Source organism: Pseudoduganella sp. UC29_106, assembly GCF_044055365.1.
Classification (GTDB): Bacteria; Pseudomonadota; Gammaproteobacteria; order Burkholderiales; family Burkholderiaceae_D; genus Rugamonas.
This window is the reverse complement of the sequence record NZ_CP171977.1, coordinates 4,433,021-4,446,328: the sequence shown is the minus strand read 5'-3', so window position 1 is coordinate 4,446,328 and position 13,308 is coordinate 4,433,021. Positions and strand designations below refer to the sequence as shown.

General features: G+C 67.0%; 10 protein-coding genes and 1 pseudogene. 3 read left to right on the top strand and 8 right to left on the bottom strand.

Features of this window, described 5'->3' with window-relative positions:
• Window positions 1-16 precede the first annotated feature (16 nt).
• From ACHMW6_RS22120 to ACHMW6_RS22105, 4 genes are read right to left on the bottom strand one after another with little or no spacing between them, the layout of a single operon-like run.
• Window positions 17-1,171: a methyltransferase gene (locus ACHMW6_RS22120; protein ID WP_395399949.1), complete on the bottom strand. Its 1,155-nt coding sequence runs from the start codon at window positions 1,169-1,171 to the stop codon at window positions 17-19.
• Window positions 1,172-1,199: 28 nt separating this feature from the next.
• The gene (locus ACHMW6_RS22115) at window positions 1,200-2,063 is read right to left on the bottom strand and encodes a hypothetical protein (RefSeq protein ID WP_395399947.1); all 864 of its coding nucleotides are present in this window, start codon (window positions 2,061-2,063) and stop codon (window positions 1,200-1,202) included.
• 40 nt (window positions 2,064-2,103) lie between these two features.
• Window positions 2,104-2,313, bottom strand: a complete 210-nt coding sequence (locus ACHMW6_RS22110; protein ID WP_395399945.1) for a hypothetical protein — start codon at window positions 2,311-2,313, stop codon at window positions 2,104-2,106.
• A gap of 30 nt (window positions 2,314-2,343) precedes the next feature.
• Window positions 2,344-2,820, bottom strand: coding sequence for a putative metalloprotease CJM1_0395 family protein (locus tag ACHMW6_RS22105; RefSeq protein WP_395399943.1), 477 nt, complete (start codon window positions 2,818-2,820; stop codon window positions 2,344-2,346).
• A 106-nt stretch (window positions 2,821-2,926) separates the two neighbouring features.
• Between ACHMW6_RS22105 and ACHMW6_RS22100 the strand changes: the two genes are divergently transcribed.
• Complete coding sequence (locus tag ACHMW6_RS22100) at window positions 2,927-3,091, top strand: hypothetical protein (protein ID WP_395399941.1); 165 nt, start codon at window positions 2,927-2,929, stop codon at window positions 3,089-3,091.
• Here the strand turns inward: ACHMW6_RS22100 and ACHMW6_RS22095 are convergent.
• The 4 genes from ACHMW6_RS22095 to ACHMW6_RS22080 all read right to left on the bottom strand — a co-directional run bounded on the left by ACHMW6_RS22095 (window position 3,080) and on the right by ACHMW6_RS22080 (window position 10,946).
• A complete protein-coding gene (locus tag ACHMW6_RS22095; RefSeq protein ID WP_395408688.1) occupies window positions 3,080-3,379 on the bottom strand; it encodes an SbcC/MukB-like Walker B domain-containing protein in 300 nt (99 codons plus the stop codon). The genes ACHMW6_RS22100 and ACHMW6_RS22095 overlap by 12 nt on opposite strands.
• A 2,155-nt stretch (window positions 3,380-5,534) precedes the next feature.
• Window positions 5,535-6,953 (bottom strand): AAA family ATPase, encoded by a 1,419-nt coding sequence (locus ACHMW6_RS22090; RefSeq protein ID WP_395399939.1) that lies wholly within the window; start codon window positions 6,951-6,953, stop codon window positions 5,535-5,537.
• Window positions 6,950-8,221 carry an exonuclease SbcCD subunit D C-terminal domain-containing protein gene (locus ACHMW6_RS22085; RefSeq protein WP_395399937.1) on the bottom strand — a complete coding sequence of 424 codons (1,272 nt, stop codon included), beginning with the start codon at window positions 8,219-8,221 and terminating at the stop codon, window positions 6,950-6,952. The genes ACHMW6_RS22090 and ACHMW6_RS22085 overlap by 4 nt, the downstream gene beginning before the upstream one ends.
• A complete protein-coding gene (locus ACHMW6_RS22080; protein WP_395399935.1) occupies window positions 8,166-10,946 on the bottom strand; it encodes a diguanylate cyclase domain-containing protein in 2,781 nt (926 codons plus the stop codon). Before ACHMW6_RS22080 ends, ACHMW6_RS22085 begins: the two co-directional genes overlap by 56 nt.
• A 229-nt stretch (window positions 10,947-11,175) precedes the next feature.
• On the opposite strand from ACHMW6_RS22080, the pseudogene ACHMW6_RS22075 reads away from it, so the two are divergent.
• Window positions 11,176-12,289: pseudogene (locus ACHMW6_RS22075) on the top strand (winged helix-turn-helix domain-containing protein).
• A complete protein-coding gene (locus tag ACHMW6_RS22070) occupies window positions 12,286-13,278 on the top strand; it encodes a DUF2804 domain-containing protein (protein ID WP_395399933.1) in 993 nt (330 codons plus the stop codon). The pseudogene ACHMW6_RS22075 and the gene ACHMW6_RS22070 overlap by 4 nt, the downstream one beginning before the upstream one ends.
• Window positions 13,279-13,308 lie beyond the last annotated feature (30 nt).

The window sequence follows — 13,308 nt, the reverse complement described above, 5'->3', positions numbered from 1 at the left end:
TTTCGCAAGGTTGCATTTATGCCGCGCCTAAACGCCAGAGAGAAGTCAGCTCGGCGGAGCGTGCGGCGTGCAGGGGATCGGACGCGTCGGCGGCGCGCGGGTGCACAGGACGCGCATCGGTGCGGCCGAGCACTTTCAGGCCGGCGTCGGCAATCCAGCCCAGCAATTGCTCGCGGGGACGCAGTCCCAGGTGCTCGGCCAGGTCGGACATGATGAGCCAGCCTTCGCCGTTCGGCGTCAGGTGGTCTTTCAGGCCGGCGAGGAAGCCGCGCAGCATGCGGCTGTCCGGATCGTAGACGGCGTACTCGATCGACGAGCTCGGCCGGGCTGGTACCCAGGGTGGGTTGCACACCACCAGCGGCGCGCGGCCTTCCGGGAACAGGTCGGCTTCGATCAGCTCGACCTGGTCGTGCAGGTCGAGGCGGGCGACGTTGTCGCGGGCGCAAGAAAGCGCACGCTGGTCCATGTCCGTAGCGACGATGTGCGGGATGCCGCGCTTTGCCAGCACGGCGGACAGCACGCCGGTGCCGGCGCCGATGTCGAATGCCAGGTTGGTACCCTTTGGCAGGGGCGTATCCGCCACCAGCTGGACATATTCTCCGCGCACGGGCGAGAACACGCCGTAGTGCGGGTGAATGTGCTCGCCGTCCAGCGCGAGAATCGGCACGCCGGCCTTGCGCCATTCGTGGGCGCCGATCAGGCCTTGCAGCTCGCGCAGAGAGATGACGAAGGCATCTTCGCCGCGTCCATAGGCTTCGTTACAGGCCAGTTTCACGTCCGGCGCGCGACGCAGGGGGATGGCGTAGCCCGGTTCGAAGGGGATCAGCAGCATCGCCAGGGTGCGGGCGCGCTGGGACTGGGCCTGGCGGTGCAGGTGGAAAGCTTCCGTCGGCGTGGCGGGGGCTTTGGCGGGCTTCTTCTTGCCCTTGCCATGTTTATGATCGGCGCGACGGGCCAGCGCCTGCAGCAGCTGGCGCGCGTTCTGGAAGTCGCCGCGCCAGAGCAGGGCCGTGCCTTCGCAGGCGAGGCGGTAGGCCGTGTCGGCGTTCATGGTGTCGTCCGCGACCTGCACGCGCTTGGGCGGAGGATTGCCGGCTTCCGAATGCCAGCGCGCGGAACGCGGCTGGCCTTGTTCGGTCCAGTGGATGGTTTGTTCTTGTGGGGATAGCATGGGGCGCCATTATACGTGGCGCCGGGACTTATTCGGCGGGTTTGCGCGCGGAGTCGGTCGATGCGATCGGCACGGCGTCTGCCACCGGCGCGTCTTCCGGCGTTGCGGCCGCCGGTGCGGGCGTTGCAGGGACGGCAGGTTTGGCGCCATACGCATTGGCGACTTCCTTCGCCTTGCCCGGCAAATAAGTGTCCATCTGGCTCTCGCTGTTCACCAGCTTCATCAGCCGCATGGACAGTTTGCCAAGCTCGTTCTCCTTGCCTTCGTTGTCCTTCTGCTTGACCGAAATCTCGTGATTGCGCTCCATCAGCTTGAACAGGTCCGCCAGGCTGCCCGGGAAGTCGATGTCCGGGAATTCGACGGTCGGCAGCGGCATGGCCGGATTCTGGTCAGCCTGCTCCTGGCGGCGCGACGGCACGCTGGATGCAGCGCCGGCCTGCAGCGAAGCTTCGTACTGGATCTCGATCTCGAAATCGAACTTGCGGCCGTCGGCCGTCGTGATCGTGCCCTTGCCGAGGAAGTGCGAGCTGTCGGTCAGGCTCAGCGCGGCCGCGTCGGTCACGCCGTTGGCGCCTTCCGAGTGCATCGCGCCGGCGGCGAAGGTGGAGCTGGACTCCAGGGTGATCGAATCGAAGGAGAAGGTCGCGCCCTTGGCCGCATCGCCGAACAGGTCCTGGGTGAAGGAGCCGAGCAGGTGCTGCGCCAGGTCCACGGTCGAATTGCCAAGATCGGCAACGCGCTTCTGCATGTCCAGCGCCTGGCTGGACAGGGATACGGCGTCGCTCCCTGCGGCATTTTTCACCGAATTGGTGCGCGCCTGCCGGGCGTCAGTCTGCTGGGCAGTTGGGACAGTCTGGTAGGCGCGGGAGCCGAGTGGAGTGAGCGAGTTCATACCAAGTATTACGGCCATGCCGCAAAAAACTTGAGGCGGATCAGTGGTGGTGCGTCCACAGGCCGTTCGATTCCAGGTAGGACTTGACTGCGTCCGCCTGGCCGATGGCGTGCAGCTTCACTTCGCCGCAGGCGCAGACGCCGGAGTACGGAGTGATATGCGAGCAGGCAGATACTTTTTGCAAGGAAACCTTTACTGCCTTGGAGCATTTAACACATTTGAAAGTGAGGGTGCGGGGAGCTTTCAGCATGATTTTTTCGGCGGCAAAAGCGCGATTTTATCAGGCAAAGACGCTGATCGTGGATTGCTTCTCGTCAACACCGTAGGCGTTGCGCACTTTGGCGTCGCGCATCTCGTCGATCTGCTGTTGCGCTTCCTGGGCCATTTGCTGGGCGCGTGCCGCCACGGCGCGGTCCTGGCCGGACGGATCGGCCGGCGCCAGCGCGGCGGCCTGGATGGTGCGCGCGCGTTCCAGGGATTCTTCGGGCGTGCGTCCCGGGGATGTATCGATATTCACTTCGCCCGCGACCGCGTAACTGACGCCGTTCGGCCCTTTTTCATAGGTATAGCTGGCGCCGGAAGTGGCGAGTCCACCGGCGGCGGCCAGGTGGGCCTGTTCGTGCAGGCGCACCTTGGTGTCGGAGGCTTTCAGCTGGTCGATCCTGGCCTGGTCTTCCTGCGAGTAGGCGCGCGCGGACGAGGCCTGATAGGCCGCTTGCGTGCCGCTGCTTGCGGAGGAAAGGGCGCCGATGCTCATGGCCCCATGATAGCAAATTGTTTCAAATTCACCGGGCGTAGGCGTCAACTGAAGGCGCGGGCCGGCGTTGATGGCATATCCAGTCCCACCACGTGAGGAACCCGATATGGACCAAAGCAAGCAACCGAGCAAGGAAGCTGTTCGCGAGTGGCTGCAGGCGCAGGTCGAAGGACGCCGCCCGCCGCCGGATCCGCAGCAGATCCGCCGTGAGCTCGGGTGGGAGATGTGCCGGCAGGAGCGGGGCGAAGACCCCTACCGCCTAGCCGACTGACACCACACTGCGGCCGCCCGCCGCAGGTTGCACCAGGATTCTTGTCGAAATCCTCTCCGTCATCTCCTGCACATGGGAGATGACGCCCACCTTCCTCCCCATCGATTGCAGCCCGTCCAGCGCGTCCATCGCCACGCGCAGCGTTTCCGCATCGAGGCTGCCGAAGCCTTCGTCGATGAACAGCGATTCCACTTTCACGCGGTTGGACGAGAGCGAGGCCAGTCCCAGCGCCAGTGCCAGCGACACCAGGAAGGATTCGCCGCCGGACAGCGAGTGCACCGAGCGCATTTCGTCGCCCATGTGCAGGTCGCGCACCAGCAGGCCGAGTGAGGGCTGCAGCGGATTGTCGATGCGCTGCAACTGGTAGCGCGGCGCCAGTTGCGCGAGGTGGGCGTTGGCGTAGCCGAGCAGCACGTCCAGCGTGAATTGCTGGGCGAAATTGCGGAAACGCTTGCCGTCGCTGGAGCCGATCAGCTCATCGAGCCTTGCCCAGCGGCGTTCAATTTCTTCCTGTTGCTCGATCTCGGCCAGCATCGATTGCGCGGCGCGGCGCCTTGCGTCGTCCTGCGCCAGCTGCAGTTTGAGGGCGGTGGCGTGGTCGTGGGCTTGTTTGCGCTCTTCCTGGAGTGCGGTTGCCGCCGCCTCCAGCGTAGCGGCGTCGCGTTGTTCGCCCTGCGGGGCGCTTTGCTGGTGCTCGGCCAGCTGCGCTTCGCGCTCGGCGAGCACGGTGTGTGCGGTGGACATGGCGCGCTCCAGCGCCTGCAGGGATTCGCGTTCGGCGCGGATGCTTTCCACCGGCTCGGCGAGCATGGCGCGCAGGGCGGCCAGCGTGAGACCTGCCGCGTCGCCGGTGGCGAAGTTCGCCTCGTCCGGCTGCAAGGCGGTCGTCGCGGCGACCCGGGCATCGGACGCAGCGCTTTCGGCGGCGGGCGGAGGTGCGGGGGGGCGGAAGGACGCGAGCCAGGCGGCGAGGCGGGCGTCGGCGTCCTGGGCGTCGCTGTCGAGCGTGGCAAGGCGCGCGCGCGAGTGGGCGACGGCTTCGTCGGCGCGGACGCGCTGCTGCGCGGCTTGCTGGAGGCGCATTTGCTGCGCGTCGAGGGCAGCGCGTGCATTGGTGACGCCCTCGCGCAGACGGGCTTCGACCACCTGCACGGCCTCACCCTGCCATAGCGCCTGGCGCTGCGCCTGCGTCTCATGCAAGGCCGCAGCCGAGCGCTCATGCGCCTCGCTCGCGGCAGACAGCTCGGCGCCCGTGCGCGCCAGCGCCGCCTGCAAGGCCTGCAGCTCGATGGCGGCGGCGCCCAGCGCGGCGGCCCGCTCGTCGCAGGCAGTGCGCTGCGCCAGCCATTGCTTGCTCTCGGCCCGGCGCTGCTCATAAAAGCGCGCCGGACCGGATTTCCAGTGATCCTGCCACCCTTCATGAGGGGTATCGGCGCGGTTGAAGGCCGCGTCCAGCTCATCGAGTAGGGAGGCCAGGTCCAGTGCAGTCTCGGTGCGCTGCAGCTCGAGCGCTTCGCGTTGCGAGGTGACCTGCGCCAGCGCCGTGTGCGCGGCGGACAGCGCCTGCTGCTGCCTGTTGTGCTCAGCCGCGGCCTGCTCGCAAGCCTGCTGCGCCAGGTCACGGCGCCCGGCCGCGCTGCGCAGTTCCTTCTCTTTCGCTTCCAGCCCGCGCAGCGCCGACTGCACGGCGGACAGCTGGCCCGACAGCCAGTCGCCACGCTCGTCAGCGTCGACGGCGTCCAGCGCATCGCCGGCCGCCAGCGGTTCAAACGGCGCTAGGGCGGCTACCGCAGCATCCCAACGCGGCGTGAGCCGGGCGAAAGAGACGTCAATCGCATGCCGCTCCGATGCCAGGGACGCCAGCTGTTCGAGACTGCTCTGCAGCACGGCGCGTTGCCCGGCCTCGTGCTCCATGTGCCGGTGCAACTGATCGCGGCAGGAAGCCACTTCCGCCCGCAGGCCGTCCAGCATCGCCTGCAGCTTGCTGTCCATATGGCGGTAGGGATGATCGGTCGCGCCGCAGACAGGGCAGGGCGCCTCGTCTTCCAGCGTGGCGCGCAGCTGTTCGACGCTTTCGCCGCACGCCGCCTCGGCCAGTTTGAGCGAGCGTTCGGCCTGGGTGGAGGCGGCCACCAGCTCCAGATTCTTGTGCCTGGCCGCGTCCACCTGCTGCGAGGCTGCATCACGCGCCTGTTGCAACTGCGCGGACTGCCCGTCCAGCGCCTGCCGGCGCGAATGGCTGACGGACAATTCCAGCCACGCTTTCTCCGCCTCGGCCAGCAGCTCGCGGCGCTGATCGAACGTCGCGCGCTGTGCATGCAATTCCTCGGCATTGAAGCCGGACAGCGCTTCGAGCGCCAGCTGGCGCTGGTGTTCCGCCGTGCTGAGGCGGTCGCCCGCCGCCGCCAGCGCCGTGCGCGCATGCGCTTCATCGGCGCGCAGTTCAGCACTGGTCTGCAGCACATTGTGCAGCGACTGCGACAGCTTGTCCGCCCGCGCCGCCGCCTGGCCGGATTGCTGGAACAGCACATCCCAGCGCGGCCAATCCTGCGCCAGCGCCGCCCAGTCCTGGTGGGCGTCCAGCCACGCCGCTCCGGCCGCCTGCTCGCTTTCCAGTTGCGCGGCCGCAGCCTGCTTCGCTTGCAGCGACGCCAGCGCAGCGGCATCGGACAGCGCCGCCGTGTCGCGCGTGACGGCGAGCTGGCGCAAGGCGGCCTGCATGGCATCGATACGGGCATCGAGCGCTTTGGCCTGGTCCAGCTGCGGCGCAGCCGCCTGCAGCGCCGCCCTCGGCCGCCGCCAAGGCCTCGCCGGCCGTAGTGGAAGACGCGGTAGCCTGCTCCTGCGCGGCGCGCGCGCCATCGGCTTCGCGCAGCCCGTGCTCGATCGCGGACTGCGTGGCCGACCGCTCGGCGGCAATGCGCGTCACCGCGTCATCCAGCGGGCGGGCTTCCTGCACGGCTTCCAGTTCCTCGAGCCGTGCGCGGCGCGGCGCAGCGGCTTCCAGATCGGCGGCGCATCCGCCGACCGACGCGCGCGCCTGCTCCACGCCGGCCGCAAGGCGCGCCGCCTGCTGGTGCCAGCGCAATTCCGCCTCCAGCACCGCCTTGCGTTGGTCGACCGCCGCCAGCGCCGCTTCGGCTGCAACGCTTTGCGCCTCCGTCTCCGCCCGTGCATCCGTATCGAGCGGACGCTGGTCGGCCAGTCGCCCCAGCAGGCGTTGCAGCGCCTGCGCTTCCAGCTTCGCGCGTTCGTGGGCGCGCATCGAAATCTCGCTGTAGATCGCGCTGCCGGTCAGCGTTTCCAGCAGCGTGCCGCGTTCGTCGTCGGCGGCTTTCAGGAAAGTGGCGAACTCGTTCTGCGCCAGCAGCACGGCGCGCGTGAACTGGCCGAAGGAGAGGCCGATGCGGCGCTCGATCTCGGCCTTCACTTCCGTCTTGGTGCCGCCGATCGGGTGCAGCTCCGGCAGCTTGTGCAGCGACATCGACGTCGGCTGCAGCGCGCCGGCCGCCTTGGTGCGGGCGCGGCGCACATTCCAGCGCGCGCGGTAGGGCGTGCCGTCATTGCCGACAAAGTCCACTTCCGCGTAGCCCTCGGCGGCGCCGCGACGCAGCAGGGTGCGCGGGTCCTGCGAGGAGATATGGTCGCCCGTGTCGGGCGTCTTCCCGGTGGCCGTCAACAGGCGCGGCGTGGCGTCGTACAAGGCCAGGCACAGGGCATCGAGCAAGGTGCTCTTGCCTGCGCCCGTCGGGCCGCTGATGGCGAACAGGCCGGAGGATGCCAGCGGCTGGCTTTCGAAATCGACCGAGAATTCGTCGGCCAGCGAGGCGAGGTTCTTGCCGCCAATGCGCAGGATCTTCATGGCTGCATCAACTCCGCAAAGGCGCTTAACTGGTCGGGCGGCGCTTCGCTGCGGTATTTTTGCTGGTACAGGCGGCGGAAGATATCGTCCGGCTTCAGACGGTCCAGCTGGTCGAGCGAGATTGCCGCGTCTTCCAGCGACGCGCGCGCCGCGCTGCTGGTTTCGATTTTCGCCAGGCGTACCGGCTTGCCTTGCAGGGCTTCCTCGATGCGCGCACGCAGGCCGGGTTCCGGCGCGTCCAGGCGCACGCGGACTTCAATGAGCGGATGCTCTTCGGCAGGCGCTTCCGGCACGTCCAGTTCCGCCAGCGCCTGCAGCACGTCCGCCAACGCTGCGGGGCGCGGCGGCACGCGCATCAACTGTACGGCGCGCGGCACCTGAATGGGCGCGATATCGCGCACGGCGCCGCCATCGAGGTCGATGCGCAGGATCTGGTGCTTGTAATCGACTTCGGCGAAGGACAGCGGAATCGGACTGCCGCAGTAGCGCAGGTGCTGGTGCGGGCCGACTTGCTGCGCCAGGTGCAGGTGGCCCAGCGCAGCGTAGGCGATGGGTGGCGCGAATATCCCGGCCGGCAGCATTTCCGTGCCGCCGATGACGATGCGGCGCTCGGAATCCTGCGACATTTGTCCATCGACCATGTGGCAGTGGCCCATGGCGACGATGGCCTGGCCGGGCTGGCAGACCGTTTGCGCGTGCGCCAGCGCCTGGCGGTACAGCTCCGCAATGCCGGCCAGGTAGGGATCGGGTCGCGCGGCGTTCGCCTCGGCGTCAGAGCTGCCGTCCGCGCCGCCATCCGGCACGCCGGCGTCCACGCGCGGCACATCGCCGGGGCGCAGGAAGGGCAGGGCCAGGCACCATGCGGCGACCGAGCCGTCGTGCCGGGTCAGCGGCAGCACCATGCGCGCCACATCGATCGCGCCCTCGGCATCGCGCGCCACGTTGCCGACCACCTGAGTGCCGTGCGCTTCCAGCAGCGGCCCCGGCGCCTCCAGGCGGCCGGGCGAATCGTGGTTGCCGGCGATGACCACGAGGTCCAGCTGCGGCGCCCGCGCGCGGGCCTGCTGCAGGAATCCATACAGCTGCCGCTGCGAGGCTGCCGAGGGATTGGCGTTGTCAAAAATATCGCCGGCGATCAGCAGCGCGTCCGCCTGCTCGGCGACGATGGTGTCCAGCAGCCAGTCGAGGAAACGCTGGTGCTCGTAATGGCGGTCAAAATTGTGGAGCGACTGGCCAAGATGCCAATCCGAGGTGTGCAGCAGACGCATGGGATTTCAGGTTGCGTGAGAAGGTGTGAATATAACGCATCCGGGCCGCGCCCGGTTTGATGCGCGCCAAGTTCAGGCGGCGTTGGGGGGCGCGCATTTCGGGGCGGGGCGGCCCGCTGCGGAAGGTGTTGCGGCCCGCTTGCTTGGCTTCGTACAGCAGCACGTCGGCCCGCTTCAGCAATTCCGCCGGGTTCACGTCTTCGTCGCGGTAGAAGGTCACGCCAATGCTGGTGGACACGCTGACCACGATGCCTTCCAGTTCGAACGGCGCCTGCATTGCGGTGACGATCTTGGCGGCGGCTGTTTTCGCGTCCTCCGCCTTGCCGATGCGCTCCATGATGACGGTGAATTCGTCGCCGCCCAGCCGCGCCACGGTATCGCTGGCGCGCAGCGCGTGCGACAGGCGCGACGAGAAGGACTTGAGCAACGCATCGCCCACGGCATGACCGTAGGTATCGTTGACCGGCTTGAAGCGGTCGATATCGAGGTACATCACGGACATCATCGTGCCGTGCTCGCGGCAATAGTCCATGCTGTCGCTCAGTTTCTGCAGGAAGCCCGAGCGATTGGTCAGTCCCGTCAGCGCATCGACCTGCGACAGGCGCAGCAGGCGCTGCTTCTCGCGCTTTTGCGCCGTCACATCCTGCCGCATCACGTGGAAGCCGATCACGGTGATGCCATCCTCGTCGAACTGAGGGATGTAGACCACCTCAAAGGTGCGCAGCACGCCATCCGCCTCGTCTTCCTCCTCGAAGGTCAGCGTTTCGCCGGCCAGCGCGCGCATGACAAAGGGTTGCAGGAAGGCATAGCGCTTCTCGCCCACGGTTTCCAGGATGCTGCGGCCGCTGACATGCACGCCGGCCTTGCTGAATTCGCGCTCATAGGCCAGGTTGTGGAAGCGGTAGATTTCATCGAAGTCGATGTAGGCGATCATCGCCGGCAGGGTGTCCGCAATGGTGCGCAGGCGAGCTTCGCTTTCGCGCAGCGCCATCACGGACTTGCGCACCAGCGTGATGTCGTCCAGCGTGCCCACGTAGCCGTCGATCTGGCCGTCGATGACGATGGGCGCCACCTTGATCGAAGTCCAGACGATCTTGCCGTCCGGGTGCACGCAGCGCAGCGTTTCCTGGAAGGGTTCATGGGTGTGGTTCAGCTGCGTCATGCCGGCCTGCAGCAGCTCGCGATCGTTCGGGTGCACGCAATCGAGCCAGCCGCTGCCCAGTGCCGACTGGCGCGTCAGGCCGGAGATGATTTCGAAGGTGCGGTTCACATAGGTGCACATGCCGCGGCTGTCCGCGCGGATCAGGCCAAGCGGTGAAGCGTCGGTGACGGCTGCCAGCTCCGCCTGGTTTTTGCGCACCGCCAGTTCGGCGCGCTTGCGTTCCGTGATATTGCGGATGGTGACTGCCACGCCGTCCTCGATCGGCACGATCTGGTGGCGCAGCCAGTGCATCTCCCCGCCCAGCCTGGCCTCGAATTCTTCCTCGACGTTCTGGCCGGTCTCCATCACGGCCAGGTACTTCTCGAAGTAGCCGCCGCTGCGCCACTCCGGCACCAGCTCGCTCATGCGCCGTCCCAGCGCCTGTTCGCGCGGAATGCCGAGCAGCGCGGCGCCGCGCTCGTTGACGTCCACCAGCACATAGTCCGTCACTTCATTGGCAACGGCGCCGTTGCGGCAAGCCTTCAGCAGGAACAGCGCATCCAGGCTGGCGTCCGCCGCGGCGCGCATCTTTGCCTGCGCCTCATTGGCGGCCTGCATGCTGGAGCGCAGGCGGCGGCTTTGCTGGGTGAGCAGGGCGGCAAAAATCAGCACGATCAGCGAAGCCAGGATGGCGGCGCCGAAATACATGCGGCGCTGGCGCTCGAATCTGGCCATGGCGTGTCCGGCGGCGTTGCCGACGACGGCCGTCAGCGAGAAGCGCGGCATGTCGCGGTAGCTGTAAATGCGCTCCACGCTGTCGATCGGGCGTTTCAGCAGCAGCTCGTCGGCCGTGCGGCCCGGATCCAGGGGCGTGACGAAATCGATGGTGTCGGTGATGAACAGGCGCTCGTCCACGCGGCCGATGGCCAGGCCGGTATCGCGGCTGACCAGCATCACCAGTCCTTGCGGCTCGATGTGCATGCGGTCGTAGTCCTCCACGAAATACGCGGGGTCGATCATCATCAGGATCACGCCGCCGAAAGCGCCGTGCTTGTCGTCCAGGCGCCGGGCGATCTGAATCTGCCATTTCTTCGTCACCGGATCGACCATCGGATTGGTGGCCAGGGCCAGGTCGTCGATGCTGGTGGAGAGAGTCTTGAAAAAGGCCTGGTTGGCAAAATTGACATCGAAATAACCGTTGCGGCTTTCGACCAGGCGGCCGTGCGCGTCCACCAGCGCAATCGGCAGTTCCAGCCGGGCCGGCATCACCGAATCGAGCAGGCCGCCGCGGCGCGTGAATTCGGCCAGGCGCAGGGCGCCGTCGGTTTCCTCGTATTTGAGCTTGAACAGCTGGGTGGCGTGGTCCGCCTGGCGCAGCAGGTAGCTGGAATGTTCGGCCAGGGTGCGCGCCAGGGACTGGCTCTGCTGCACGGCTTCGTGGTGCGCGCCCGCTTCCTCCTGCCGGATTTGCCAGACCACGGCCGACCACATCGCCACCAGCAGGGCCAACGTAAACGATGGCAACAGTATCATGCGATACAGCTTGCGCGAAACGCGGCGGGCGTGGGAGAGGAAAGTGCTCACTAAGGCGGTCTCCAGTCTGCTTATTCTGCCATGGGACTGTGCAAAAAAGTAACGAAAAGTGGACAGTTCGAGATTAGAATAGTCGTTCGTTTTCCGGGGGATTCCACACTTGACCGAACTCACTCTCAGCCTGCCTGCCGCGCGCTCCCTGCACCTGGCCGCCCAGGGCCTATTGCAAGCCCGGCGCCGCAAGGCGCAAAAGGCCGACGTGCTGGAAGCCATCCGGCGCATGGGCGTGCTGCAGATCGACACGATTCACGTGGTGGCGCGCAGTCCCTATCTGGTATTGTGGAGCCGCTTGGGCGACTATCCCCAACCCTGGCTGGAGGAACATCTGGCCGAGGGCGCGCTGTTCGAGTATTGGGCGCATGAAGCCTGCTTCGTTCCCATCGAAGACTACCGCCTGATGCGCCACCGGATGGTGGACCCTTCCGCAATGGGCTGGAAGTATAACGAAAAGTGGCTGCGCGAGAAACGGAAAGAAGTCGATTCCGTACTGGCCCATATCCGCGCCAACGGCGCCGTGCGCTCCTCGGACTTCGAACGCACGGAAGGGCAGGGCGGCGGCTGGTGGGAATGGAAGCCGGAAAAGCGTTCGCTGGAAGTGCTGTTTACCACCGGCGAACTGATGATCGCGCGCCGCCACAACTTTCAGCGCGTGTACGACCTGGCCGAGCGCGTGCTGCCGGACTGGGACGACAGGCACATGCCCGGCATGGAGGAAACCCGGCGCGAGCTGGCCCTGAAAACCGTGCGCGCGCTCGGCCTGGCGCGTGCCGCCTGGGGTGCCGGACTATTACCGCACCAAGCCACCGCGGCCCGATCTCGATGCGCTGGCCGACGAAGGCCTGCTGCTGCGCGCCCGCGTCGAAGGCTGGAAGGAGCCTGTCTATATCCACCACGAGCTGGCGGACCTGGCGCAAAGCGCGGCCGACGGCGGCCTTTCGGCCACGCTGACCACCATCCTGTCGCCTTTCGACCCGGTAGTGTGGGACCGCCGCCGTGCGCTGGAACTGTTCAACTTCGATTACCGACTGGAGTGCTACACGCCGGCCGAAAAGCGGCGCTACGGCTATTTCACCCTGCCCATTCTGCGCCGCGGCGCGCTGGTGGGCCGGCTGGACGCCAAGGCGCACCGCCGCAGCGGCATCTTCGAGGTCAAGTCGGTGGCGCTGGAGCCGGGCGTGCGCGTCAGCGACCGCTTCGTGCGCGAAGTGGCGGGCGCGCTGCAGCGGCTGGCCGGCTGGCATGGCTGTCCGCAAGTCCAGGTGGCGCGCTCCGAACCGGACGATTTCGCCGAACTGCTGCAAGCGGTGCTGGACGCCCAGGCGGTCGAAGAATGATGCTCGCCGCCGCTCCCCAGCGGATTGTCGGCGCGGACGGCCAGCCCATGCTGGGCCGCTTCGCCGGCGCCGCGCAATCCTTCGACTGGCACAGGCTCTCGGCGCCGCACGGGCGCAGCGCCCTGTGGCGCCGTTTCCACCACAAGAAATGGCATTACGTGTCCCTGGTCAGCGAGCAGGTGATGGCGGCAGTCGCCATCGTGGACCTGGGCTGGACCAGCACCTGCTTCGCCTACGCCTACGACCGCAGGGATAGCGATATCGTCGCCAACTTCTCGCAGGATGGCTTGCCGGGCCGCCTGTCCGTCGGCGTGGCGGACAATGTGGCAGGCCGCAGCTGGTTCAAGGCGCGCGGCACGACGATAGCGATCGAGGCCATCGAGGGCGGCAGGCAGCGCCTGGCGCTGCGCTGCCCCTATCTTGAAATCGATGCCGAATTCGGCCCGCCCATCGGCCCGCTGCTGCTGGCCACCGGCCCGGTGCAGGGCGGGGCGCTGCACGGCACGCAAAAGTCGCCCGGCATGCCCCTGAGCGGTGAAGTGCGCACCTGGCGCGACGAATATCCGCTGGCCGGCGGTGTCGCAAGTTTCGACTATTCGAACGGTCTGCTGGCGCGCGAAACGTCGTGGCGCTGGGCTTCCGGGCATAATCTGGAAATGGGCTTCAACCTGCAGGCCGGCTATTTCGGCGCCAATGAAAACGCCCTGTGGCTGGACGGCCAGGTGCTGCCGCTTGGCCCCGCGCATTTCATCTACGATCCGAAGGACCCGATGGAGCGCTGGCATATCTTTACCGAGGACGACCAGCTGGAGCTGTTCTTCACGCCGGAAGGCGCGCGCCGCCAGGACCGTAATATGGTTGTCGCAGCGAGCCGCTATATTCAGCCGATCGGTACGTTCAGCGGCTGGGTGCGCAGTGCGCCGGACGCACCGAAACGCATCGTCACCCAGCTGGCCGGCGTGACGGAGGACCATTACTCGCGCTGGTGAAGCGCAGCGCAGCGCGCGGAAGGGGCAGGC